22 protein-coding genes and 1 tRNA gene are annotated in these 23,209 nt (G+C 40.8%); 8 read left to right on the forward strand and 15 right to left on the reverse strand.

Annotated features, from left to right (window positions below; translation table 11 throughout):
* The first annotated feature begins 132 nt into the window (after positions 1-132).
* Positions 133-1,542: a bifunctional UDP-N-acetylglucosamine diphosphorylase/glucosamine-1-phosphate N-acetyltransferase GlmU gene (glmU, locus tag K217_RS07565; protein WP_029551736.1), complete on the forward strand. Its 1,410-nt coding sequence runs from the start codon at positions 133-135 to the stop codon at positions 1,540-1,542.
* On the opposite strand, the gene K217_RS0103440 is transcribed toward glmU, so the two are convergent.
* Positions 1,524-1,597 (reverse strand) — tRNA-Lys (locus tag K217_RS0103440). The two genes, glmU and K217_RS0103440, sit on opposite strands and share 19 nt — an antisense overlap.
* Before the next feature lie 57 nt (positions 1,598-1,654).
* Here K217_RS0103440 and K217_RS0103445 point away from each other — a divergent pair.
* From K217_RS0103445 to K217_RS0103455, 3 genes are read left to right on the forward strand one after another with little or no spacing between them, the layout of a single operon-like run.
* Positions 1,655-2,227: a GTP-binding protein gene (locus K217_RS0103445; RefSeq protein WP_029551737.1), complete on the forward strand. Its 573-nt coding sequence runs from the start codon at positions 1,655-1,657 to the stop codon at positions 2,225-2,227.
* A complete protein-coding gene (locus tag K217_RS0103450) occupies positions 2,224-3,648 on the forward strand; it encodes a hypothetical protein (RefSeq protein ID WP_029551738.1) in 1,425 nt (474 codons plus the stop codon). The genes K217_RS0103445 and K217_RS0103450 overlap by 4 nt, the downstream gene beginning before the upstream one ends.
* Positions 3,649-3,693: 45 nt before the next feature.
* On the forward strand, positions 3,694-4,911 hold the full coding sequence (locus K217_RS0103455; protein WP_029551739.1) for a 2,3-bisphosphoglycerate-independent phosphoglycerate mutase: 1,218 nt from the start codon (positions 3,694-3,696) through the stop codon (positions 4,909-4,911).
* On the opposite strand, the gene K217_RS0103460 is transcribed toward K217_RS0103455, so the two are convergent.
* Positions 4,885-6,261 carry a high affinity choline transporter 1 gene (locus tag K217_RS0103460; RefSeq protein WP_029551740.1) on the reverse strand — a complete coding sequence of 459 codons (1,377 nt, stop codon included), beginning with the start codon at positions 6,259-6,261 and terminating at the stop codon, positions 4,885-4,887. The genes K217_RS0103455 and K217_RS0103460 overlap by 27 nt on opposite strands.
* A gap of 1 nt (position 6,262) precedes the next feature.
* The gene (gene mnmG / locus K217_RS0103465) at positions 6,263-8,107 is read right to left on the reverse strand and encodes a tRNA uridine-5-carboxymethylaminomethyl(34) synthesis enzyme MnmG (protein WP_029551741.1); all 1,845 of its coding nucleotides are present in this window, start codon (positions 8,105-8,107) and stop codon (positions 6,263-6,265) included.
* A gap of 18 nt (positions 8,108-8,125) precedes the next feature.
* On the opposite strand from mnmG, the gene K217_RS0103470 reads away from it, so the two are divergent.
* A complete protein-coding gene (locus tag K217_RS0103470; RefSeq protein ID WP_029551742.1) occupies positions 8,126-8,473 on the forward strand; it encodes a hypothetical protein in 348 nt (115 codons plus the stop codon).
* On the forward strand, positions 8,451-8,891 hold the full coding sequence (locus tag K217_RS0103475; RefSeq protein ID WP_029551743.1) for a ribonuclease H-like YkuK family protein: 441 nt from the start codon (positions 8,451-8,453) through the stop codon (positions 8,889-8,891). Before K217_RS0103470 ends, K217_RS0103475 begins: the two co-directional genes overlap by 23 nt.
* Here K217_RS0103475 and fliN read toward each other — a convergent pair.
* Entirely contained in the window at positions 8,888-9,262 is a 375-nt protein-coding gene (gene fliN, locus K217_RS0103480; protein ID WP_029551744.1) for a flagellar motor switch protein FliN, read from the reverse strand. The two genes, K217_RS0103475 and fliN, sit on opposite strands and share 4 nt — an antisense overlap.
* A gap of 117 nt (positions 9,263-9,379) precedes the next feature.
* On the opposite strand from fliN, the gene K217_RS0103485 reads away from it, so the two are divergent.
* Together K217_RS0103485 and K217_RS0103490 are read left to right on the forward strand one after the other, a co-directional pair.
* Positions 9,380-9,673 carry an acylphosphatase gene (locus K217_RS0103485; RefSeq protein WP_029551745.1) on the forward strand — a complete coding sequence of 98 codons (294 nt, stop codon included), beginning with the start codon at positions 9,380-9,382 and terminating at the stop codon, positions 9,671-9,673.
* Positions 9,642-11,015 carry a LysM peptidoglycan-binding domain-containing protein gene (locus K217_RS0103490; RefSeq protein ID WP_038028091.1) on the forward strand — a complete coding sequence of 458 codons (1,374 nt, stop codon included), beginning with the start codon at positions 9,642-9,644 and terminating at the stop codon, positions 11,013-11,015. Before K217_RS0103485 ends, K217_RS0103490 begins: the two co-directional genes overlap by 32 nt.
* Here K217_RS0103490 and K217_RS0103495 read toward each other — a convergent pair whose 3' ends face one another.
* The 11 genes from K217_RS0103495 to K217_RS0103545 are packed head-to-tail and all read right to left on the reverse strand — an operon-like array spanning position 11,016 to position 23,123.
* Positions 11,016-11,390, reverse strand: a complete 375-nt coding sequence (locus K217_RS0103495; RefSeq protein ID WP_231476989.1) for a RusA family crossover junction endodeoxyribonuclease — start codon at positions 11,388-11,390, stop codon at positions 11,016-11,018.
* Positions 11,383-12,672, reverse strand: a complete 1,290-nt coding sequence (rimO, locus tag K217_RS0103500) for a 30S ribosomal protein S12 methylthiotransferase RimO (protein ID WP_029551748.1) — start codon at positions 12,670-12,672, stop codon at positions 11,383-11,385. Before rimO ends, K217_RS0103495 begins: the two co-directional genes overlap by 8 nt.
* Entirely contained in the window at positions 12,653-12,877 is a 225-nt protein-coding gene (locus tag K217_RS0103505; RefSeq protein WP_029551749.1) for a hypothetical protein, read from the reverse strand. The genes rimO and K217_RS0103505 overlap by 20 nt, the downstream gene beginning before the upstream one ends.
* Complete coding sequence (locus K217_RS0103510; protein ID WP_197017591.1) at positions 12,874-13,536, reverse strand: hypothetical protein; 663 nt, start codon at positions 13,534-13,536, stop codon at positions 12,874-12,876. Before K217_RS0103510 ends, K217_RS0103505 begins: the two co-directional genes overlap by 4 nt.
* Positions 13,533-14,180 carry a PilN domain-containing protein gene (locus K217_RS0103515; RefSeq protein WP_029551751.1) on the reverse strand — a complete coding sequence of 216 codons (648 nt, stop codon included), beginning with the start codon at positions 14,178-14,180 and terminating at the stop codon, positions 13,533-13,535. Before K217_RS0103515 ends, K217_RS0103510 begins: the two co-directional genes overlap by 4 nt.
* Positions 14,177-15,046, reverse strand: a complete 870-nt coding sequence (locus tag K217_RS0103520) for a type IV pilus biogenesis protein PilM (protein ID WP_029551752.1) — start codon at positions 15,044-15,046, stop codon at positions 14,177-14,179. The genes K217_RS0103515 and K217_RS0103520 overlap by 4 nt, the downstream gene beginning before the upstream one ends.
* The gene (gene ppsA, locus K217_RS0103525; protein WP_029551753.1) at positions 15,043-17,604 is read right to left on the reverse strand and encodes a pyruvate, water dikinase; all 2,562 of its coding nucleotides are present in this window, start codon (positions 17,602-17,604) and stop codon (positions 15,043-15,045) included. Before ppsA ends, K217_RS0103520 begins: the two co-directional genes overlap by 4 nt.
* 2 nt (positions 17,605-17,606) lie before the next feature.
* Positions 17,607-19,592 (reverse strand): glycine--tRNA ligase subunit beta, encoded by a 1,986-nt coding sequence (gene glyS, locus K217_RS0103530; RefSeq protein WP_029551754.1) that lies wholly within the window; start codon positions 19,590-19,592, stop codon positions 17,607-17,609.
* Positions 19,589-20,149 (reverse strand): tetratricopeptide repeat protein, encoded by a 561-nt coding sequence (locus K217_RS0103535; RefSeq protein ID WP_029551755.1) that lies wholly within the window; start codon positions 20,147-20,149, stop codon positions 19,589-19,591. The genes glyS and K217_RS0103535 overlap by 4 nt, the downstream gene beginning before the upstream one ends.
* A 14-nt stretch (positions 20,150-20,163) precedes the next feature.
* Positions 20,164-21,162, reverse strand: coding sequence for a malate dehydrogenase (locus K217_RS0103540; RefSeq protein ID WP_029551756.1), 999 nt, complete (start codon positions 21,160-21,162; stop codon positions 20,164-20,166).
* Positions 21,159-23,123 (reverse strand): aconitate hydratase, encoded by a 1,965-nt coding sequence (locus K217_RS0103545; RefSeq protein ID WP_029551757.1) that lies wholly within the window; start codon positions 23,121-23,123, stop codon positions 21,159-21,161. The genes K217_RS0103540 and K217_RS0103545 overlap by 4 nt, the downstream gene beginning before the upstream one ends.
* Positions 23,124-23,209 lie beyond the last annotated feature (86 nt).

Raw genomic sequence — 23,209 nt, forward strand, 5'->3', positions numbered from 1 at the left:
TGAGCGCTATGAGGATCTTATCAATTAGGAACAAAGGACGGAGCTTGTGTGTTTTAAATTGTGTGAAGTTGAAAGGCTGTTTAAATCGTTTTATCATATATTCCCAAAAAACGTGTTAGGTTGAAAGTAACTATGAGAGCTTTAATACTTGCGGCAGGATTGGGTAGTCGGTTTAGGAGTAAAAAGGCAAAAGTGTTGCACACCATAATGAACAAGCCCATGGTTTGGTATGTGTATCAAACAATTAAGGAACTCAACGTAAAAGATATAGGGGTCGTGGTTGGACATCAGGCTGAAGAGGTTAAGAAAATATTTGAGGGGGAAGATAACCTGTTGTTTTTTACTCAAAAAAATCCGAAGGGAGGGACTGCCGATGCGGTCATTTCAGCCATAGACTTTTGGAGAGATTATCAAGGCTACCTTCTTGTAATCAACGGGGATAATCCTTTGGTAAAAAGCCAAACCATAAAAAACATGCAAAGATATATACACTTAGTTGAAGAGTATGAAAACATAAAGCTAAGCGCCCTTATACTTTCCAGCTTCTTTCCCGATCCAACAGGATACGGAAGGGTAGTAAAGGACAGTCAGGGCAATGTAATAAAAATCGTGGAAGAAAAGGACGCGTCTTTTGAAGAAAAACAGATAAAAGAAATAAACGGTGGAGTTTATCTTTTTTACAGCCCACATTTGCTGAACGTTATTTTTTCAGTAAAGCCAAGTCCAGTAAGCGGAGAGCTTTATCTTACTGAAGTCATCAATTTAATGAGTCAAAGGGGGTTTGTAGTCAGAAGCTTTATGGCGGAGGAGCAGGCGGAGGTTATGGGAGTTAATAATCGTTGGGAGCTTGCTATAGCGGAAAACGTGATAAGGCTAAGGATAATAGAAAAGTTAGCTAAGGAGGGTAATACGATCCATCAACCAGAAACTGTTTGGATAGAGCCAAGCGTAGTTTTGGAGGGTGATGTGGAAATAGAACCAGGGGTTGCCATAATGGGAAACAGTAGATTGGGTAAAGGTGTGCGGGTAGGAAGGGGAAGCATTATACAGAACTCCATTCTTGAAGAAGGCGTAATAGTGGAACCATACAGTGTGGTGAAAGATTCCTACATAAAAAGTGGGGCAGTGGTGGGTCCCTTTGCACACGTGAGGAACCAGTCAGTTGTAGGTGAAAGATCTCACGTGGGGAACTTTGTAGAAGTTAAAGCATCAAACATAGGAAACCAAGTCAATGCCAAGCATCTTGCTTACATAGGCGATGCGACCATTGGCGATCGCACTAACGTAGGCGCAGGTGTAGTCTTTGCCAATTACGACGGTAAAAAGAAATACCAAAGTTACGTAGGGGAAAATGTCTTCATAGGCAGTAATTCTCTGATAATAGCTCCCATACAGATTGGCAGTTATTCTTACATAGCAGGTGGCTCAGTAATAAACAAAAACATAGAAGGGGGTGCTTTGGCTATAGCAAGGGCTAAGTTAAAAGTGCTAAAGGACAAAGGCAAAGAAAAGCTTACTCAAAGTGAGCCGGGAGGGATTTGAACCCTCGACCCACGGATTAAAAGTCCGTTGCTCTACCAGGCTGAGCTACCGGCTCTACAAAATTTATTATATACTAATTTTAGGGTAAATTAAATTTCAAAGGAGGGAGCCTATGATCGTAGATTTGGACAAAAAGCTCATAAGACTAAAGGTTGTTTATTATGGTCCTGCAATGTCTGGTAAAACTACTAACTTAGAAAGTCTTTCCAAATTGGAAGGTTTAAAGCTTGCAAAAATAGATACAAAAGGTGAAAGAACCCTAGTCTTTGACTTTTCAACTAAAAAAGTGCCTGTTAGCAACATGACTGCTTATTTTGCACTCTATACGGTGCCCGGTCAAGAAATATACAAAGACATGAGGCTAACTGTCTTGAAAGGTGTGGATGGTATAGTTTTTGTTGCAGATGCTCAAGCCCACAGGCTTGAGGAAAACATAAGGTTTTTTGAACTTCTCAAAGAAGATTTATCTAAGGTAGGCAAAAGGTACGAAGAGGTTCCTAAGGTCATACAATACAACAAAATGGATTTGGACAATGTGCTTCCTTTAGAAGTCTTAGAGGAGAAAATAAACAAAGATGGATTATCCTCGGTATGTGCCAGCGCTATTAGAGGTAAAGGGGTAAAAGAGGCGTTTAGTATGATAGAAGCATTGTTGCTATCACGTTTGGAGAGAATGTTAGGATGATCTCGGGTTATTTTGTTTCCCAACAGGACTTTGTTGATCTGGTTAATGGATATCTTTCTAACAAAGAGGGCATACTTGGGATTTACTTGGAAGGTAAATCCATAGAGTTATACATTGAGAAAGGCTATATAAAGGGTTTTTATGTAGAAATGGAAGACCTTGTCGATTCAGAGGCCAACACGCTGTCCCTTTTAATTTATAGCTTATTTAACATGCTAGATAATCCAAATGCTTTGTTCGCATTCAAAACAGGCGTGGAGAGAGATAACTTCCTTAAACTGCACGAACCTATATCTGCTGAGGAGTTGATCCTTCAGCTTCAGCTTGCTTACCAAGAGTTTAAATCCCTTTTAACTCTTATCATAACACCCTTTGCCACCCTTAGGGTGTTGAAACCCTTTGATGGTATGCACCATTACGATGGAAAGACTGTTATTTCTGCAATCCTTACGTCCAAGAATACGTTGGTTTCTGAAATAAGGAAACTGGAGGAACTTTTACGGTCAGGATTTCTGGATATAGGACAGTTTATAACTCCCGAGGTTAATAAAAAAGCCTTTGAGATAAACTACATAGTCAAAAATGTAAGTTTGACGAATATAAACGTGTTTTCCATATTTGAAAGCCTTAAGCTGAGTAAATTTACAGGTTGGATTAGTATAAGCAAAGCTAACGGCAGTTACAATGCCTATTTCAAAAGAGGCAAGTTCTTAGCGCTTTATCCCTACAGCCCTGATTTCTTTGGCTTCCTTCTTAGCACCAGAAAAGATTACACGATAAGCATAGTTAGCATGTCTGAAAATCTTTTAGAAAACTTCATGCTAAGACATTCAACGAAAAAATTGATAAACAATCTTTCTGATGACTTTGTGGAACTGGGAAAAATTTTCTTAGGGATTATAAGGAAAGGATTTAGTGGCTTGCTAACGCTACAAAGAGGAAACGAAAGAATGCACTTTGTGTGCAAAAACGGTGTTTTGTTGGCTTCCCTACTGGATAGGGATGGGATAGAAATATCCAAAATGGAACCCTATAAGGAGAGCTTTTTATTGGAGCTTGTGCCCTTTGAGCCTATGGAAAACTTTTGGGAAGTGCTTCATCTTCTTTTGATCAATACGGTTTATAGCATAATTTTAAGGCATAGCAGTCAAGCGATCCAAAGCATACTCTATTATTTGGCATCCTCTGACCTGTTCAAAGTAGTGGAAGGGAGTGTGTACTTTAGAACGGATCCTAAGGGTAGGAAAGAAGAAATCTTGGGCTTTCTGTCTTTTCTTTTGGATGTGGGTTATAAGATTTTAGGCAAAGAGAAGTTAGAAGAGGAATTGGAGAATTCTTTACATCCATACAAGGAAATTTTTAAGATCTTAGACTTAGAAGACTACACAAAGCTTTGGAGCGAGATCGTTATTGATAGTTAAGGACCAAGTTTTCTTGTTGGTTTTCTAGTTTAAAATGTTAGAGTGATGCTGGAAGGTCTAATACAAAAGAACAACAGTAAGATCCTGCTGATCGTTCTTGATGGAATAGGTGGGCTTCCGGTAAAGGGTGGAAAAACTGAATTGGAGATTGCAAACACTCCAAACTTGGACGCCTTAGCTAAGGAGTCTGCCTTGGGTTTGCACCTGCCTGTGGATTACGGAATAACTCCGGGTAGCGGTCCAGGGCATTTGGGTATATTTGGATACGATCCGGTGGAGTATCAAATAGGAAGGGGAATATTGGAAGCCTTGGGACTTGGATTGACTGTAAGGGAAACAGACATAGCTATAAGGGGCAACTACGCCACTGTGGAATACCAAAACGGAAGTGTAATAGTCAAGGACAGAAGGGCTGGAAGGATCCCTACGGAGGAAAACAGAAGGATAACTCAAAAACTAAAGGAGTCTATAAAAGTTATAGACGGAGTAGAGGTGCTTTTGGAAGCGGGTATGGAACATAGGTTAGCGGTAGTTTTGAGGTTTCCTGAACCACTTCCAGAAGACAGCGCTCTCATAAACGATACGGACCCTCAAAAGGAAGGCAAGCCTCCCCTTGAACCTAAGGGAAAAAACGAGCATTCTCAGAAGGTAGCAGATGTGGTAAAAAAGTTTTTAGAAAGGGCTTCCGAAGTCTTAAAGGACGAACCAAAGGCAAACTATATACTTTTGAGAGGCTTTTCCCAAAAGCCAAAGATGAAAAGTTTTGAAGAAAGGTTTGGACTTAAAGCCTGTGCCATAGCGGTTTATCCGATGTATAGGGGCCTTGCAAGCCTGGTTGGTATGGATGTTTTGGATGTTCAAGGACAAAGTCTGGAGGATCAAATAAAAGTGCTAAAGGATAACTGGAATAATTATGACTTTTTCTTCTTACATATCAAAAAAACTGACTCTTACGGAGAGGATGGAAACTGGGAGGGTAAGGTTAAGGTTATAGAGGAATTTGATAGTAAATTACCGCAGATCTTAGCTTTGAACCCAGAGGTGCTGGTCATAACGGGGGATCATTCCACGCCTTCCCTTTTGAAGGGACACTCTTGGCATCCTGTGCCCGTGCTTTTAAAATCTCCGTATGTGCTTGGTATGACATCCAACAGATTTACCGAAAGAGAGTGCTTAAAGGGAGAACTTGGCATCTTTCCTGCAAAAAAGTTGATAAACTTAATGCTTGCCCATTCCCTAAGACTTTCTAAGTTTGGAGCGTAAGGAGAACAAAAGGAAACTAAGAAGGCTGGCACCAAGTCCAGCAAGCAGTGCAAATTGATGATGGAATACGTATTCCAACACAACCCACACAAAAAATCCGCATATCATACTTGCCACTGCGGAGGTTTGGTCCGAAGTCTTAAAGTAAAGCGCTCCAACCATAGGAACGAAAAGGGATACCAAGCTAAGCGCAGAAGAACTTTCCACAAGGCTGAATATAGATTCGCCACCAAAGGCAAAGGCTAAGGACAAAAGCGTCACTATAATTACGCTAACCCTGGTTAGTCTTAAAAAACCTCTGTCCGAAAGGTTTTTAAAGATTGGTCTTAGTATGTTTTCGCTTAACACCGCAGACGGTGCCAAAATAGCACTGCTTGCGGTGCTCATAATAGCAGAAAGTAAAGCTCCAAAGAATAAAACCTTTGTTATCTGAGAAGTGTGCTCCATGATCATGGTGGGCAACATAAGCTGGGGGTCTATGTCAAGCAGGTTTGGATATTTAACCCTTGCAAATATAGCCAAAAGCAGTGGGATTAGGGCTACCGTAAGATACATAAACCCTGCGGTTATAGAAGAAAGAACTGCTACCCTTTCTGATCTCGAAGACATCACTCTTTGAAACACGTCTTGCTGAGGTATAGAGCCAAGCCCTATGGTTATCAGTGCGCTAACGAAAAGAAGAATCTCCTCTATGCTAAAGCTTGGAAAGAACTTATAGTATTCTGGAGGTTGGGATGCAACTACTGGGACTACATCAGAAAAGCCATTGGAAACCTCATAAAGCACAAAGATTAAACCTAAGACAATGACTACGGTCTGTATAAAGTCCGTCAGAGAAACTGCCCACATACCTCCAAAAAAGGTGTATAAAAGCACTATAAGGGAGCCAATTATTATGCCAAAGCTTTGAGATATGCCTGTGGTGATGTGAAGGATTATACCTATGGCAACCATTTGAGCAGCTATCCAGCCAAAGTAAGAAGCAATGAGCATAATGCTTGCGACTATCTCTGCCTTCCTGCCGTATTTGATCCTATAAAAATCTCCAAAAGTAAGAAGGTTCATTCTGTAGAGGGGTTTGGCAAAAAAAAGACCAACGAGTATTAGACATAGAGCTGCGCCAAAGGGGTCTGCCACTACACCCCAAAGACCTTCCTTTGCCATCACAGAGGATGCACCTAAGACTGTTTCTGACCCAAACCAGGTAGCAAAGGCTACGAAGGTAGCCATATAAAAAGGTAGATTTCTACCTGCAAGTATGTAGTCCCGTGAATTTTTAACCAACCTACCTGCATATACACCTAAGATCAAAGTAAAGAGCATGTAAAGGACTACAAAAACTATGATCATATTAGTCCAACTTTCCTAAGTATGCGAGCAAAGCGGTTATAGTAGCGGGCGTTATGCCATCTATTCTGCTAGCCTGCCCCACAGTCAAAGGTTTGAACTTCTTAAGTTTTTCCTTAGCTTCATGAGTTAGCCCGGGCACTTTATCGTAGTCTATGTCTTCGGGAATGGGTGTGTCCTCAAGCTTTTTCAACTTTTCATTTAGTTTCCTTTCCCTCTCCAAATAGGGTTCATACTTTAGCTCAATCTCCACCTCCTCTGCGACATAAGGGTGTTCTGGAATTGCTACTCCCAAGCTTTTAAGGTCGTGTATGGAGTATTCAGAGGTGAGTAGCTGGGATAGGCTGTAGGGCTTTATATCTGAGCCTATGGCTACGGAAACTTTATATCCTTTATAAAACTCAAGCCAGGAGTTTATTTCCCTTTCCAACTCCTGCACCAGTTTATACTGCTCTTCAGACAAAAGTCCTAATTCCCTTCCCAACTTTGCGAGCCTGAGGATAGCATTGTCCTGTCTTAGGTAAAGTCTATATTCGGACCTTGATGTAAAGAGTCTGTAAGGTTCTGTAACTCCCTTTGTGGTTAAATCGTCCACCATGATGCCTATGTAACTTTCGTCCCTTCTTAGATATATAGGTTCCTTTCCAAAGGCTCTCAGACAAGCGTTTATGCCTGCCAGTATGCCTTGACCTGCTGCTTCTTCGTATCCGGTGGTGCCGTTAAAGTTGCCCGCATGGAAAAGCCCCCTTATTTTCTTTGTCTCTAATGTGGGATAAAGCTCAGTAGGTGGAACTATGTCATACTCTATGGCATAGGCAGGTCTTATGAGCTCCACCTTTTCTAAACCGGGTATGGACCTATACATCTCCCATTGGACTTCCTCAGGAAGAGAGGTAGAAAGACCATTTGGGTATATTTCTATGGTGTCCCAACCCTCCGGCTCTAAGAATACCTGATGTCTTTCTTTATCAGGAAACTTTACCACCTTGTCCTCTATGGATGGACAATACCTTGGACCAATACCTTTGATGAGACCTCCATAAAGCGCGGTTCGGTGTAGATTTTTTCTGATTATCTCGTGGGTCTTTGGTGTGGTGTAGGTTATCCAACAAACAGCCTGTTTTTTCCCTTTTTCAAACCAGTATGTGCCTACGGGTTCTGTCCAAAAGGAAAACTTAGGGGGTGGATCGTCTCCCGGTGCAATCTCAAGGTTGGAAAAATCTATGGTTCTTTTGTCAAGCCTTGCAGGTGTGCCTGTCTTAAATCTCATTAGCGGAAAGCCGTGCCTTTTGTAAAACTCAGAAAGTCCGGTAGAGTTTGGCTCCCAAGCCCTGCCGGCGGGAAAGGTTTTGTCTCCTATGTATATAAGACCGTTCAAAAAGGTTCCGGTAGTTACCACTACAGCCTTTACCTTGTATTCAAGCCCAAGCCTTGTCTTTACAGCTACAACCCTTCCATCCTTTACGATAATATCCACTACCTCGTCCTGTTTTATGTGAAGGTTCTCTTGGGTTTCGCAGACCTTTTTCATGTATTCTCTGTATGCTCTTTTGTCCGCCTGAGCCCTTGGAGACCAAACAGCCTTTCCCTTTCTCGTGTTCAGCATCTTAAACTGTATGCCCGTATGATCTATAGCCTTTCCCATCTCCCCACCAAGGGCATCTATTTCTCTTACCACAATTCCCTTTGCTACTCCACCTATGGCAGGATTGCAGGACATCTGCCCTATGTTATCCGCATTTAGCACAAACATTACTGTCTTTGCTCCCATGCGAGCAGATGCCAAAGCAGCCTCTATACCCGCATGACCCCCACCTATTACAGCTACATCAAACTCATCAACCAACATGTGAATAAAATATATTACATGAAGGTTAAAGAGTTAAGTCAAAAGCAAATAGAATTTCTAAAGACAGTCTTTGAACTTGAGGACTTGCCCTTGGATCAAGAAGTTGAAGAGTTCTTGGAATCAATGGGATGTAAGCTATACCAATGTCTGAGTTGTCGCAAGCTAATATTTCACGACAATTATGAGTTTTGGAACCTGTCCGACTGCTGTGATGACAATTCTAAGTTGGTAGCTGACGGGCTTTTGTGTGAGGTGTGCTACGGAAGAAGTGCAGAAAACATGAAAGATTGGATCTTTTTCAAACCTACCTATTTAAAGACAGTTGAATTCAAAGGAACGTTCAATGCCCCAAATAAAGAGCTTTGAAGAAGTAAAGGAATTTATAAAAGGTACTTCCGAAAGGACCGCTATATACGTTGGATGTGACTCTCGTCAGGTAAATGATAGCACGGTTTTCGTTACCGTGGTAGTAGTTCATATAGATTCCTGTAGAGGAGCAAAGGTCTTTTGGAAAACTGAGAAAGTAAAGCGTATAAGGTCTCTAAGGCAGAGGCTTATGGAAGAAGTCAGCAGAGCTGTTTATACCGCCTTAGAGCTCATAGACGTGGTGGGCAACAGACCTTTTGAGGTTCATCTTGACATAAACCCAAACCCTCAGCACAACTCTTCCATCATTCTAAAGGAAGCCATAGGCTTTGTTTTGGCTCAAGGATTAAAACCGGTGGTAAAACCAAAATCAATAGCAGCATCTTCTGTGGCAGACTACATAACTGGAAGATACTAAAGTGATCTTTTAACCCTTTCTTCTTTTTCTACAATATCCGTTATCTTCACTCCAAATTTATCCTCCACGACCACTATCTCACCTTTTGCTATAAGCTTGCCGTTTACCTTTATATCCACAGGCTCTTCTACCAAGTTATCAAGCTCTACCACAGATCCTGGACCCAAATTCAGTATTTCCCCCAAAGTAAGCGTTGTAGAACCAACTACAACCTCTACCACCAAAGGAAGGTCTAAAAATTTCTTTAACTTCTCTTGAATTTCTGACGTTGAAAGTGCTTTGGACTCTTCTTTTTCTTTTGTTTTCTCTTCTTGTTCCTTAAGCGCTTCTTGCCACAGATCAGCTAATTCTTCGTTTTTTTGCTCTTCCATAGATATATTATACCTTATGCTTTTCTTCTAAAATAGTTGTTGTTAAGTATTCCATTATGCAGTATGTCAATTTTTATTGGAAACTCATAGCAGTTTCGTGTGTTATAATCTAACAAGATGGACCATCAAACAAAACATATCAGTGCCTATAGGATATTTTTATCTGGTTTGGTGCAGGGTGTAGGTTTCAGAAGCTGGACAAAGCGCTTAGCTGAAAGTTATGGTTTGGATGGATGGGTACGCAATCTACCGGATGGTAGGGTTGAATTATTCGCCCAAGGAGAGAACGATGTGCTACAGGACTTTATATGGAAACTGTGGGAAGGTCCAAAAGGAGCAAGGGTGGATAAAATGGAAATAATAAAGGAAGCTGTTAGCCATGAAGAAAGGGGTTTTTATATTAAGTATTAGCCTTTTATTCAACTTTTCCTTTGCTCAAGAGTGTAAATATCACAAGGTTAAAAGTGGAGAGACGCTGGAAAAAATAGCAAAAAGCTATGGAGTAAAAACTCAGGAAATATTAGAAGCTAATAAAAATATAAATCCAAACAAATTGAAGATAGGAGAAAGGATATGCATACCCGTTTCAGAGGCTAAAAACCCAAGGACAGAAGATTACGCTATTTATAAAGTCAAAAAAGGAGATACCTTAGAGAGTATAGCAAAGAAATTCGGAGTGGATTGGAGAGAGTTAAAAAGTTTTAACAACCTAAAAACAACCAAACTATTAGAAGGTCAGGAAATAAAGATTCCTGCAAGATCTGTTAGTAAAAGAACTCAAAATCAGATAAAAAACTACGAGACCTATGTAGTTCAAAGGGGTGGTAGGCTGGAGCATATAGCCAAAAGGCTTGGAGTTTCAGAAAGGGAGTTGGAAAGGCTAAACCCAGAATTGAAGGGTAAGTGGTTGGAAAAAGGAACTGTGGTGAAGGTGCCCCGTGTTGAGAGAGGAAAAAAAGAGAAGGTTGAAAAGTATGAAATATACATAGTCAAAAGAGGTGGTAGGCTGGAAGATATAGCTAAAAACTTAGGAGTTTCTAAAGAAGAGTTAGAAAAGTTGAATCCAGAGTTGAAACAAAAGTGGTTATCAAAAGGCACAAAGGTGAAGGTGCCTATAAGGCAACAAAAAGAAATAACTGAAAACTATGAAACCTATGTTGTAAAAAAAGGTGCTAAACTTGAGCATGTAGCAAAAAGGTTGGGTGTTTCAAAAGAGGAGTTGGAGAGGTTAAACCCAGAGCTAAAGGGTAAATGGTTAGAGAAAGGGACGGTTGTAAAAATACCTGTTAAGGATAGGGTTCGTGATGTAGTGTCTGCAGAGAAAGAAAGTAGACCCTCTCTACCTCAAAAAACAGAAGAAAGAACACCAAACGAGCAAACTGATGAGAGAATTCCAAAAAACAGCTTGCCTTTGCCTGTGGAAGGTAGTATTACAAAAAGGAATAGAGGAGTGAATATAGTTGCAGAGTGTGGAACTCCTGTTAAAGCGATTGAAGATGGAAAAGTAATATACAGTGGTAATGACCTACAAGCATATGGAAACATGATTATATTGGACCATGGAAAGTTTATATCTATATATGCAAATAATCAAGAAAATTTAGTAAAAAGAGGGGAACAAGTATCCAAAAACCAACAAATTGCATTGGTGGGAAGGAAAAACAACTCTGAGAACTGTGCGCTTTATTTTGAACTTAGAAATAAGGAAGGTATTCCCTTAGATCCCACAGAATACTTTAGAAGCGCCCAATAATTATTCCAAATGATCTATGTAAATGATGGTTTTCTGCGTATTTTTTTCTATTCGCTTTATGGTTCTTATCTCATATATCTGATTGTCATTTTTTATTACTCCTGCCTTTTCTAACACATCCCAAAGACTTTTCAGCATATTATCAATATCTCTCTTCCTTCTATTTGGTAGCACAAGGATAACCTCCATAGATAACGGTCCCTCTAATGGATCACCGCTGTATTGCTGCTTAATTTCCCAAATGGCTCTCATTTCCCAGTTTTTTATTCTGGGAGGTTTAAAAACCTTACCACCTTTTTTTCTTATGTATCTGTTGCTTTTTGGCACCGGAAGGGAGGAAAGATGTAATTCTATTTTCTTTCTTCCTTCACTCACACGTAAATTCAACCAGTAGATCCTGTTCTTTGAAGTCCTTTACCAAAACATCCACCAATTCTCCCTCTTTCACTTCCCACTCAGTTTCCAAATAACAAACTCCATCTACCTCTGGAGCCTGAAACCATAGCCTGCCAACTGGGACAATGCCCAAGTCTTCATCGTATCCATCCACTAACATCTTAAATTTTTTTCCAAGCAAACCTTTGTATTTCTTTTGGATCACCTCGTTTTGAGCTTCGTAAAGAGCATTCTTCCTTCTTTCCTTCTCCTCGTAGCTTACCCTATCTCCCAAGACTTCTGCTGGAGTATTTTCCTCCAAGGAATAACTAAAAACCCCAACCCAGTAAAAGTAGCCCTTTTCCACAAACTCTAATAGCTCCTGAAAATCTTTCGGACTTTCTTCTGGATAGCCAACTATAAAACTTGTTCTTATCACCGCATCAGGTATGGTGTGGAGTATTTTGTCTATTAACTTCTCTACAAAGTTCTTATCGTAACCCCTTCTCATGCTTTTTAAAATTTTGCTAGAAACGTGTTGAAAAGGTATGTCAAAGTAGGGAAGGACCTTTGAAGATTTGGCTATGTAGTTTATAAGATCATCGCTAACATCTGTTGGATATAAGTATAAAAGTCTTATCCAGTTTATGCCCTCTATCTTCTCAAGCTTCTCAAGAAGCTTAATTATAGCATTTTTTCCATACAGGTCTCTACCGTAATAAGTAGTGTCTTGAGAAACCACGCATATTTCTTTAACCCCCTGCTGAGCTATCCATTTAGCCTCTTCCACCAAATCTTCTATAGGCTTTGATCTGTACTTACCTCTTATTTGGGGTATAGCACAAAAGGAGCAAAGTCGGTTGCATCCTTCGGAAATTTTAAGGTAAGCATAGGACCTTGGTGTTGTAAGAATTCTTTTATTTTCTTTTACTTTTTCAAGCCCCAAAAACTCCAAAATCTCATCCCAACTTTCTGTTCCAAAATAAGCTGAGACCTCTGGTATCTCTTTTATCAGCTCCTGTTTGTATCTCTCTACCAAACAACCCATCACTATAACCTTTTTCTTTCCCGCATACTCAAGGATATAGTCTATTGCCTCCTCTTTGGCTGGATTTATAAACCCACAGGTGTTTATAATTATCGTGTCTGCCTTCTTAGGATCGTTAGTAAATTCCGCCCCTGCTTGTTTTAGCTTGCCCAGTAATACTTCCGTATCCACAAGATTTTTAGAACAACCTAAGCTTATAACTCCTACTTTTAGCTTACCTTTTCTGCGACTCATCTTCTCCCTTCCTTAAAAACTGTTTTGGATTTTTATCAACTTTTACCATCCTAAAACCACCATCCTTCCCTTCAACTACTAAATAATTCTCTACTTTTCCTTTCCTTTCCACAACTATGTATCCTACCACACCCTCCAAATCAGTAAAAGGCTCCTTTGTGTAAGCTATAAATAGAAAAACCAATAATACGAATAAAACTTTCATAAACTTTCCTCCTTCATAAGTACAAATAAGGTAATATCTCCTTTGAGCTTTTCTCCTTCAAACTTACTAATCCTCAGGGAAGAGGGATAAGAGACAAAACCTTCTTCACCTAAGTCCTTCAGAAAACTAACTATTTGAGAGTAGCTACCAATAAAAGAGAGTTTTAGTTCTGCAGTAGGATATTTGACATACGTTTGCCCTTGATCTTTTGCGATCTTAACAATCCGTTTACCCTCTTCTACTTTCTCTATATCATACCCTATTTCAACAGGTTTTCCAAGGTTTGCTGAAAGGATTACAACCCCATTCTTCTTAGCTATCAGCCCCAATCTTCTATACACTGTGCCTGGGTCCTTTTTAGAGGGGATTTCTCCAACGACCTTTTCCAACTCCTGCTTTTTTTGTGAAAGCTGTACCTGTAGTTGTTCCTTTTGTCTTTTAAGCGAATCTAACGACCTGGGATCTGTTAGCCTTTTTAACTGCTCTATCTCCGAATAGATCTGATCCTTTTCTTTTTTAGCTTTTTCAAGCTCTTCTTGTAGTGGAGATAGGAACATTAAATAAATGTAAGCTATTACTGCTATGGGTAAAAAGATCAAAATCACGTATTTTTGCCACTGCGGAAGAGCCTCCCATTGAGCCTTCAGCTTTTCCATCATTTCCCTCCAATATTCCTTTCTATGTTTAACTTAGCCAAATAGTACTCATAGCCACTGGGATTTGTTTTTCTTTCTATGCTACTTACAAAAACTTCGTTATTGGCTTTTTTTAAGCTAACTGTGTAAGCGCTTATGCTATTATAATCAAAAGAGCTTAACTCAAATTCTGTGGTTAGTTTTCCACTCCCTACGTCTAGGGTTTGGTTGTATGCGATGATCCAGCTGGCAGGAGGAACGGAAGAAGAGAAGGTTTTAAATCCTTCGTTGAAAGGAATGTATAGCTCTTTTAAACCTATTAATATGTCTTTACTGCGATCCAAGGCGTCTATCTCACTTTTTAATTGGTTTATTTCAGACTCTATCTTCTTTTTCTCCTCAACTATCCGCTGGACCTGAACGCTCAGTCTGTTTTTTTCCGCTTGTAGTTGATCCACTTCCCTTTTTATCTTGTTCAACTGCGTTGAGGCTTTCCAATACCATGCCCCTACACCCAAAACACTTAGCCATAGTGCTACAGAAAGATACACCTCTACCTTGACCAACTTAACAAGTTCGCCTATCCTTATTTCTCTTAAAGTTTTTTTGTAAGGAGAAATTTCCGCTTTTCTTGGCTTTTTTTCTTTGAGCAGGTTAATTCTTATCATTTTAGCCCCTCTCTTATACTAAGTATATAAGGGACAAAAAAGTTGGGCGGGAGTTCTCCAACATCCAGGATTCCTATTACTGGTAAATTTTCAAGCAATCGCTCTAAGAAACTCTCGTCTGCCAATGCTACACCGGCGATGTAAATGTTCGATATATCATTTATGACGATTAAATTCCTAATTTCTGCAAGAAAGCTTTCCAATAGCTCTTCATCGTTGTTTTTACTGTATTCCCAATAGCTCCAATGTGTAATTGAATAAACAAGATTGGAACTGCTATACGATAGAAGTATGGAGTAATCGTAGTCTATATACAAAATAGAGAAGGGAATGGAAAGTTTGTGATATATTCCGTAGTTTGCAATGGCAAGTACTTCATAATCAACTATTTCGGGCTTTAGGCCCACAGAATGGATCAGGTTGGCCAGTCTATTAACAGATTCCGCACGTGCCATTACTAAGGCTACATTTAAGACCTTTTCATCCCTTAGAATGAAATAGTCATACACTGTCTCTTCCTTTATTTCCGCTGATTCTTTTTTTACTATCCAATTTATGGCATTTTCTAAGTCTTTCTGACTTATGGTTGAGGGGTATTTATAAAGTTTTAGCATACCATCGGTAGCAGGTATGCAAGTTATAACCCCCTCCCCTTGTATTCCAAACTTATTCACCAAATCCTTTAACACAGTTATTTTTTTATTTTCGTCACCATCCTCAAAGATCACTTCTTGGGGTGGAAAGGATGGTTTTTCTCCACTTTTGAGCAGTCTTATAAATCTCTGACCAACCTGTAGGGCTATCTGGGGTTTTGACTTTTTAAGCGTAGGAAGGCTTAATTTTTTGATGCGCTCAAGGAGTTTCATATCCGCACCTGCTTACTTCTATTTTCTGCTTCTATTATTACCAGTAGTGTCTTTAATACTGAGTCTGGATTTAAAGAAATACTGTCTATTCCTTCCTCTACCAAAAACTCGGCGAAGTCTGGAAAATCGGAAGGACCTTGACCGCATATGCCTACTTTCTTTCCCTTTTCCTTTGCTACCTTTATAAGCTGGGATATGAGCCTTTTCACCGCTTCATTTCTTTCATCGTAAAGATGGGCCACTAATCCCGAATCCCTGTCCAAACCAAGGGTAAGTTGGGTAAGATCATTGGAACCTATGGAAAAACCATCAAATATGTCTGCAAACTTGTCTGCAAGAATTACGTTAGATGGAAGTTCAGCCATCACATAAACTTCCAAACCGTTTTCTCCTTTTTTAAGCCCGTATTCCTCCATAACTTTGAGCACTTTTTCTCCTTCTTCCGGCGTTCTGCAGAAGGGAATCATAACCTTAGTATTTGTAAGCCCCATTTTGTTGCGAACTCTTAGAATGGCTTGGCATTCAAGCCCAAAGGCTTCTTTGTATGTTTCTGAATAATACCTTGATGCACCCCTCCATCCTAACATTGGGTTTTCTTCCTCAGGTTCAAACAACTCTCCCCCTATTAGACCTTTATACTCGTTGGATTTAAAATCTGAAAAGCGCACTATCACAGGATTTGGATAAAAGGCGGCGGATATTTTGGCTATTCCGTAGGATAGTTTCTTTACAAAGTATTGGGTTTTATCTTCATAACCAAAAGTTAGATTTTCAATATCCTCGATGAGTTTTCTTAGAGCTATCTGTTTTCTGTCTTTACCTTTTGCTAACTTGCTTTTCAAGGGCTCTTGCGCATGCTTGTATATGGAAGCCATGGAGCAAACACCCTTATCATCAATAGCACCACACTCTTCCAACTTCTTTACCAAAGCCTTTAGATCCTCGTAGTGTAAAAGGGCTAAAGGATGAATCTTTATGTAGTTTGCTATGATGAACTCCTCCCTCGCCAAGCCTACCCCATCGTTGGGTATAAAGGAATACTTAAAAGCGGATTCTGGATTGCCTACGTTCATCATAACTTTTGTCTTAGGTCTGGGTATTTCCCTAAGGTTTATCTCATCTACTTCGTAAGGTATGTATCCTTCATAAATATAGCCCACCTCACCCTCTGCGCAGGAAAGGGTTATTGTATCTCCGGTTTTGAGCACCTCCGTAGCCTTGTGGGTTCCCACCACTGCGGGAATACCAAGCTCTCTTGCAACTATCGCTGCGTGAGCGGTTCTTCCCCCTCTGTTTGTGATAATACCGCTGGCTTTTTTCATTATAGGTTCCCAGTCTGGGTCAGTTATATCTGTAACCAATATCTCCCCTTCTTCAAACTGCCCCGCATCCTTTAGGTCGTGAATAACTCTTACCCTTCCGTGTGCTATTTTGTCTCCTACCGCTATACCGTATAGGACTCTCTTTTTAACCCTTTCTTCCAAAGGCACACTAAATTTGTAAACCTTAAGCACGTTTTCCTCTTTTCTTGAGTGGACAGTTTCTGGTCTGGCTTGAACTATAAACAGCTCGTTTAGAATACCATCCTTTGCCCACTCTATGTCCATCGGCGTCCACCTACCATTTTTCTTAGTGTAGTGTTCTTCTATGAGGATGGCCCATCTTGCAAGCTTTAGAATTTCGTCATCTGTAAGAGCAAAACGCTTTTGTTCAGACAGAGGCACATTTACTATCTTTGTCCTTTCCTGACCTGCACCGTAAACCATTTTCCTGTCCTTTCTACCCAATTTTTTCTCTATTATGGCTGAGTATCCCGCCTGAAGGGTTGGCTTAAAGACCATGTATTCGTCCGGAGTTACCATTCCCTGAACCAACAGCTCACCTAAACCGTATGTAGCATTTATCACCACAGCGTTTTTAAAACCTGATTCTGTATCTAAGGTGAACATAACACCAGAGGCACCCAGATCAGACCTCACCATCTTTTGAACACCCATAGCTATGCCAACCTTTAAGTGATCAAAGCCAAAGGAGTGTCTGTAGGATATTGCTCTGTCCGTGAAAAGGGAAGCAAAGCCGTTCTTTATCGCAGTTAAAACGTTTTCTGCACCCACCACGTTTAGATACGTTTCCTGCTGTCCTGCAAAGGATGCATGGGGTAAGTCCTCTGCGGTAGCCGAAGACCTAACCGCCACATCAACCGCAAAGGAGTTATACATTTGAGACAATTCAGAGTAGTATTTCTTTATCAACTCCTCCAATTCTGGAGGAAACTCTCCTCCTCTTATAAGCTCTCTTACCTCATGACCTCTCTTAGCTAAGTCCTGTATATTGTTTGGGTCTAGACCGTCTAAGATCTTCCTTATGGCTTCCTCCAGTTTGTTGTATCTTAGGAACTCGTAGTAAGCGTAAGATGTTACCACAAAGCCGTAGGGAATGTTGATCCCTAAGCTGGAGAGGTTCCTTAACATTTCTCCCAAGGATGCATTTTTTCCACCAACCAACGGCACATCCTCTATACCTACACTGTCTAACCACACTACAAGTTTCTGTTTCATGTTTAAACCTCCAAAGTTTGTTCAAAAACGATCTTTTCAAAATCTGCAAATTGATTAAACAGCTTTTTTATTCTGTAAAGTAAAGCCAGCCTGTTTCTTCTTAGAGAAGGGTCCTTATCCATAACCAACACTCTGTCAAAGAACAAGTCAATGTTTTTTTTCAAATCCCAAAGATCTAAAACTCCCACCCTTTCCGTTTCTAACTTCTTGACCTCCTCCCAAAGAGCTTTCTCTTCCTCCTCTTGCATAAGCTCCTCTTCCACAAAACTGTCTTCCCACCCCGCAGGCAGGATCTTAACCACCCTTTTGTAAGCCTCTACTATATCTTTAAATTTCTGTGACTCTTTCAGATTGGCAAGCTCTTCGGTAAGCTTTATGATTTCATACGGTTTTAGTGGGTCCTTTACTTCCAGCACCGCCCTAACCACATCATAACCGTATGGTTCTAAGTAAGCCTCTAACCTACTTCTTATAAACTCCTCAAAGCCTTCTGGCAGATCTTCCAAAAGCTTTCTCAAGTCCAAGTTGTAGCGATTTTTGTGAATTATGGCAAAAACTCCATAGGCGTTGCGCCTAAGTCCATAGGGATCTGAGCTTCCGGATGGCATCTCTCCAGCCTTTATGAGGGTGTAAAGGTTGTCCAATTTGTCAGCTATAGAAAGAACTTGAGAAATAGGACTTTTTGGAACTTCTTCGGAAGGTGTTCTTGGAAGGTAGTGCTCGTATATAGCCCTTGCTACTTCTTCATCCTCTCTCCAAGCTTTGGCATAAACCATACCCATGTATCCCTGAAGCTCGTCTAACTCTTTAACCATGTTTGTTAAGATGTCTGCCTTAGAAAGAAGCGCAGCTCGTTTGAGCTTTTCTATCGTCTTTTGATCAAATCCAAGCATCATAGCTATCTTCTCAGAAAGAGAGATAAGCCTTTGGGTTTTTTCCCACATACTGCCCACTTTTGGATGGAAGATCACACCCTTTAGAGCATCCACTAAACTTTCCAACGGTGTTTTTAGGTCCTCTTTGTAGAAAAACAGGGCATCTTCAAGCCTAGCCCTTAAAACCTTTTGGTATCCTTCTAAGATTTTTTCATTTGGTTTGTTGTTGCTAAAGGCGATAAAGTATGGGATGAGTTTGCCCTCTTTGTTTGCAAGACAGAAAAACCTTTGGTGGTGGGCAAGGACTGTGATCAAAACCTTTTCTGGAAGTTCTAAATACTTTTCTTCAAACTTGCCTACGACAGGAAAAGGAAATTCCAAAAGGTTGGCGACTTCCTCTGGTAGTCCCTCTGTATACCTTGGCGTGCTTTCCAAGGCATAAGATTCTTCCCTTAGCATTTCCAGAATAAGGCTCAACCTTTCGTCAAAAGAAGGTATAACGAACCCTTCCTTTAGCTTTTCTTCATACTCCTCTGCATCTTTTATTAAAATAGGACCCTTTGAGAGGAACCTGTGTCCAAAGGTTAGGTTGCTGGCTTTTAGCTTACCAAAACTCAAATGCACTACTTTGTCTCCATAAAGCGCACATATCCACCTTATTGGTCTTGAAAAGCTCAAGCTACTGCTGTCCCATCTCATACGCTTAGGTAAAGGTATGGAAAGCAAAATGCTTTCAAATTCTTCCTTAAGCCTTTCCAAAGGGCTTTTGTCCTTATAGACCCTCTTTATCGCTACGTATTTTCCTCCCCCTCGCTCAACTTCTAAAACCTCATCCAAAGAAGCTTTAACCCTTTCCAAAAAGCCAAGAAGTGCCTTTGTAGGTTTCCCCTCTTTGTAAGCTATGCCCAAAGGTGGTCCGTATATTAGTTCTTCCTTTTCCTCTGGTTTGTCTTCAAAGTCTTCTGTAATAACCGCCAAGCGCCTCGGTGTGCCATAGGTTTTTTGTATGCCAACTCCCAAGACCTTTTCCAAACTTTCCTTAAGACTTTTCAGTGCTTGGTTTATTACGTTAGCGGGAAGTTCTTCTGTGCCAATCTCCAACAAAAGCTTCATCCTTCCACTTCCTTTAACAAAACTTTAGCGATGTTCGACCAATAGGTATTTTTTGAATCTTTTATGGTTTGATTTAATACACTCTTTGCCTCGTCTTTTTTCCCCATATCCAGAAGTATCTGAGCTTTTAACAGCTGAGCAGAGGGATGGTTAAACCTTTCTTTTCCTATGGACTCAAGCACCTTTAAAGCTTTCTCCTTCTGCCCTTCTTTAAAGTAGGCAAAGGCAAGTCTTTCAGTATAAAGGGCTATCAGCTCTTCGTCCCTAAGGTTAGATATCATCTCTTGAATTATTTCGCTTTCTTTTTTGCCCACATCTATCTGCAGTGAGTAAGAAAGGATCAAAGGCTTAAAAGCACCACCCTTTTTTAGACCTTCTTCTATCAGACCCTTAACCTTATCTAAATCTCCACTCTGCAGGTACTTTCTTATCTCCCACTCTATATAGGAAACCTGTTGATTCCTTCTTTTTTCCCATTCCTTGTATAAAACAAAGCTACCTACCAACAGCAGTAAAGCTATAGGTAAAACTAAAAACCTTAAAGGTAAAAACAGCATTCCATTAATACATTTTAAACCAATTTGCTTAGCATTTCCTCCACTGTTTTTAGGTTTTTAACTACCGATTGAACCGATCTTTCCCACATTTCCCTCTCCTCCGGTATCATGGGGATCTTTATTATTTCTTCTATTCCGCAGTTTCCGAGCTTTACGGGAACTCCCACACACGCACCTTTAACCCCGTAATACTCTCCAACTTCGCCATCCAAGTAAACAGAACAGGGAAGTATCCTTTTGTTGTCCGTAACTATAGCTTCCACCATTTCCACTATGGAGGCTGCAGGGGCATGATAGGCAGAGGTTCCCATAAGATCCACTATCTCTCCACCTCCAAACTGAGTTCTCCTTATAAGCTCTTGAAGTTTTTCTTTACTGAGTATGTCCTTTAGGGGTATTCCGCCTACGTTGGATATGGATATAAGGGGGACCATCTCATCTCCATGACCACCTATGACGTAAGCGTGTATGTCCTGAGGAGAAACCTTTATTTCTTTTGAGATGAAAGTCTTAAAGCGTGCGGAATCCAAAACTCCAGCCATACCCATCACTCTTTTGGGCTCAAAGCCAAGAAGTTTATAAACCGCATAGGTCATAAGATCCACTGGGTTTGTTACGACGATAACTATAGAGTCTTTGGCAAACTCTTTTATTTTTTGGGCTATAACCGAGAGTATGTTTATGTTTTTCTCCAGCAAATCCTCCCTTGACATACCCGGCCTTCTTGGAAAGCCTGCGGTGATTACCACTATGTCACTTCCTTCCAAGGCTTCGTATCCATCTCCCTCGGGACTGACCGAATAGCCCTCCACCTTTCCGTCTATGTTTAGAGCTGATAGCATTTGCTGTATATCTAAGGCTTTACCTTTGACAGGTTCTATGATCCTGTCTCCATCCTTTTTTGGCAAATCAAACATGCGCACATCCACCAAACCTCTCAAAGCCAACAAAGCTGCAGTATGCTCTCCTACATTTCCTGCCCCTACTACCGAAACTACCTTTCTTAGTTTCATACCTTCACCCCCTGTTTGCTCTTTATCCAATTTAACAAACCACCTTTCAAAAGAACGGAAATTTGCTTTTGTGTTAGGTTATAGGTGCATAGCACCTCCTCTCCGGTGGTTTTGTTTATAACAACGATTTCCTTCCCTTCCTTTAGTCTTTCTTTTAACTCCGGTATGAGTATCTCGTCTCCTAAAGAAAACTTATTGTAGTCCTCCTTATTTTTGAACTCTAAGGGAACTATACCAAAATTGACGAGGTTTGCATGGTGAATACGGGCAAAGGACTTGGCTATTACCGCTCTAACTCCTAAAAATCTTGGAGCCAATGCGGCGTGTTCCCTTGAGGATCCTTGTCCGTAGTTTTCTCCACCTATTATGATGTTTGCCTTCTTTTTGTTGTCTCTTATCTCCTTTGCCCTGCTTACAAAGTGTGGATCTACGTAGTGATAAACGTATTCGCTTATGGCGTAGATGTTGGAACGCAGAGGTAGAATTTTAGCACCTGCGGGCATGATGTGGTCTGTGGTGATGTTGTCCCCCACTATGAGAGAAACTTCTCCTTCTATGCTTTCTGGAAGTTCGTCAAACTCGGGAAGTGGTTTTATGTTTGGACCTCTGTAGATCTCCACCTTCTTGGCTTCTTCTTCCGGAAGTGGTTCTATAAATGCTTCGTCTCCGTATGGAAACCTTTCCGGCATTTCAACCTTTATCCACTTTAGACCAAGCTTTCTTGGATCTACAATCTCTCCAGCTATGGCGCAGGCAACGCAGACTTCTGGAGAGGCAAGATAAACCTTTGCATCCGGAGTGCCAGACCTTCCCTCAAAGTTTCTATTAAAGCTCCGCACAGAAACACCACCTGATGGTGGCGCAAAGCCCATACCTATGCACGGACCACAGGCACTTTCAAGAATCCTTGCACCAGCCTTTAGGAAGTTTAACAAAGCTCCATTTTGGGTTATCAGCTCCAAAGCCTGCTTAGAGCCTGGAGCAACTGCAAAAATTACGTCTGGATGGACCTTTTTACCTTCTAAAAGCTTTGCTGCCCTTGTAAGATCCACAAAGGAGGAGTTTGTGCATGATCCTATTACCACCTGATCTACCTTAATTCCCTCCACTTCTCTGACAGGCACCACGTTATCCGGAGAGTGGGGGCAAGCTATTAATGGCTCAAGCTTTGAAAGGTCTATCTCTATGATCTCGTCGTATTCTGCATCTGGGTCTGGCAAGAGTTCTATCCAGTCCTCTTCCCTTCCCTGAGCTTTAAGGTATGCTCTGGTTATCTCGTCGGAAGGAAAAATAGAAGTGGTAGCTCCAAGCTCTGCACCCATGTTGGTTATGGTTGCCCTCTCTGGAACAGAAAGCTCCTTTATGCCTTCCCCAAAGTATTCAAAGATCTTTCCCACTCCTCCCTTTACCGTTAGCCTTCTTAAAAGCTCAAGGATGATATCCTTTGCGGTAACCCACTCCGGAAGCTTACCTATTAGATGGACTCCCACTATCTTTGGCATTTTTAGATAAAAAGGCTCTCCAGCCATTGCGGAGGCTACATCCAACCCACCAGCTCCTATGGCTATCATCCCCATCCCACCAGAGGTGGGTGTATGAGAATCTGAGCCAAGCAAGGTTTTTCCAGGCTTTGCAAACCTTTCTAAATGCACCTGATGGCATATGCCATTGCCGGGTTTGGAAAGCCATATACCATACCTTTTTGCCACGCTCATTAGGTATTTGTGGTCATCGGGATTTTTGTAGTCCGTCTGTAGCATGTTGTGGTCTATATAGCTAACGGAAAGCTCAGTTTTAACCCTATCCACGCCCATAGCCTCAAACTGAAGGTAGGCCATAGTTCCCGTAGCATCTTGCGTAAGCGTTTGGTCTATCTTTATGGCTATCTCCTCTCCGGGCACAAGCCTACCGCTAACCAAGTGACTTTCAAGGATCTTGTATGCAACAGTTCCTTTAGCCATGAAAACCTCCTTTACAAAAGTTGATGATATTAATTATAACTTTTTGGAGCTTGGTCCTGAGTTTAATTATTCAAGTTTAAAATAAT

The organism is Thermocrinis jamiesonii (assembly GCF_000702425.1).
Lineage (GTDB): Bacteria > Aquificota > Aquificia > Aquificales > Aquificaceae > Thermocrinis > Thermocrinis jamiesonii.

What these genes read in the sequence shown, in the direction of transcription:
- glmU (WP_029551736.1), top strand. Translation starts at nt 133, where the DNA reads ATGAGAGCTTTAATACTTGCGGCAGGATTGGGTAGTCGGTTTAGGAGT.
- K217_RS0103445 (WP_029551737.1), top strand. Translation starts at nt 1,655, where the DNA reads ATGATCGTAGATTTGGACAAAAAGCTCATAAGACTAAAGGTTGTTTAT.
- K217_RS0103450 (WP_029551738.1), top strand. Translation starts at nt 2,224, where the DNA reads ATGATCTCGGGTTATTTTGTTTCCCAACAGGACTTTGTTGATCTGGTT.
- K217_RS0103455 (WP_029551739.1), top strand. Translation starts at nt 3,694, where the DNA reads ATGCTGGAAGGTCTAATACAAAAGAACAACAGTAAGATCCTGCTGATC.
- K217_RS0103460 (WP_029551740.1), bottom strand. Translation starts at nt 6,261, where the DNA reads ATGATCATAGTTTTTGTAGTCCTTTACATGCTCTTTACTTTGATCTTA.
- mnmG (WP_029551741.1), bottom strand. Translation starts at nt 8,107, where the DNA reads ATGTTGGTTGATGAGTTTGATGTAGCTGTAATAGGTGGGGGTCATGCG.
- K217_RS0103470 (WP_029551742.1), top strand. Translation starts at nt 8,126, where the DNA reads ATGAAGGTTAAAGAGTTAAGTCAAAAGCAAATAGAATTTCTAAAGACA.
- K217_RS0103475 (WP_029551743.1), top strand. Translation starts at nt 8,451, where the DNA reads ATGCCCCAAATAAAGAGCTTTGAAGAAGTAAAGGAATTTATAAAAGGT.
- fliN (WP_029551744.1), bottom strand. Translation starts at nt 9,262, where the DNA reads ATGGAAGAGCAAAAAAACGAAGAATTAGCTGATCTGTGGCAAGAAGCG.
- K217_RS0103485 (WP_029551745.1), top strand. Translation starts at nt 9,380, where the DNA reads ATGGACCATCAAACAAAACATATCAGTGCCTATAGGATATTTTTATCT.
- K217_RS0103490 (WP_038028091.1), top strand. Translation starts at nt 9,642, where the DNA reads ATGAAGAAAGGGGTTTTTATATTAAGTATTAGCCTTTTATTCAACTTT.
- rimO (WP_029551748.1), bottom strand. Translation starts at nt 12,672, where the DNA reads ATGAGTCGCAGAAAAGGTAAGCTAAAAGTAGGAGTTATAAGCTTAGGT.
- K217_RS0103505 (WP_029551749.1), bottom strand. Translation starts at nt 12,877, where the DNA reads ATGAAAGTTTTATTCGTATTATTGGTTTTTCTATTTATAGCTTACACA.
- K217_RS0103510 (WP_197017591.1), bottom strand. Translation starts at nt 13,536, where the DNA reads ATGATGGAAAAGCTGAAGGCTCAATGGGAGGCTCTTCCGCAGTGGCAA.
- K217_RS0103515 (WP_029551751.1), bottom strand. Translation starts at nt 14,180, where the DNA reads ATGATAAGAATTAACCTGCTCAAAGAAAAAAAGCCAAGAAAAGCGGAA.
- K217_RS0103520 (WP_029551752.1), bottom strand. Translation starts at nt 15,046, where the DNA reads ATGAAACTCCTTGAGCGCATCAAAAAATTAAGCCTTCCTACGCTTAAA.
- ppsA (WP_029551753.1), bottom strand. Translation starts at nt 17,604, where the DNA reads ATGAAACAGAAACTTGTAGTGTGGTTAGACAGTGTAGGTATAGAGGAT.
- glyS (WP_029551754.1), bottom strand. Translation starts at nt 19,592, where the DNA reads ATGAAGCTTTTGTTGGAGATTGGCACAGAAGAACTTCCCGCTAACGTA.
- K217_RS0103535 (WP_029551755.1), bottom strand. Translation starts at nt 20,149, where the DNA reads ATGCTGTTTTTACCTTTAAGGTTTTTAGTTTTACCTATAGCTTTACTG.
- K217_RS0103540 (WP_029551756.1), bottom strand. Translation starts at nt 21,162, where the DNA reads ATGAAACTAAGAAAGGTAGTTTCGGTAGTAGGGGCAGGAAATGTAGGA.
- K217_RS0103545 (WP_029551757.1), bottom strand. Translation starts at nt 23,123, where the DNA reads ATGGCTAAAGGAACTGTTGCATACAAGATCCTTGAAAGTCACTTGGTT.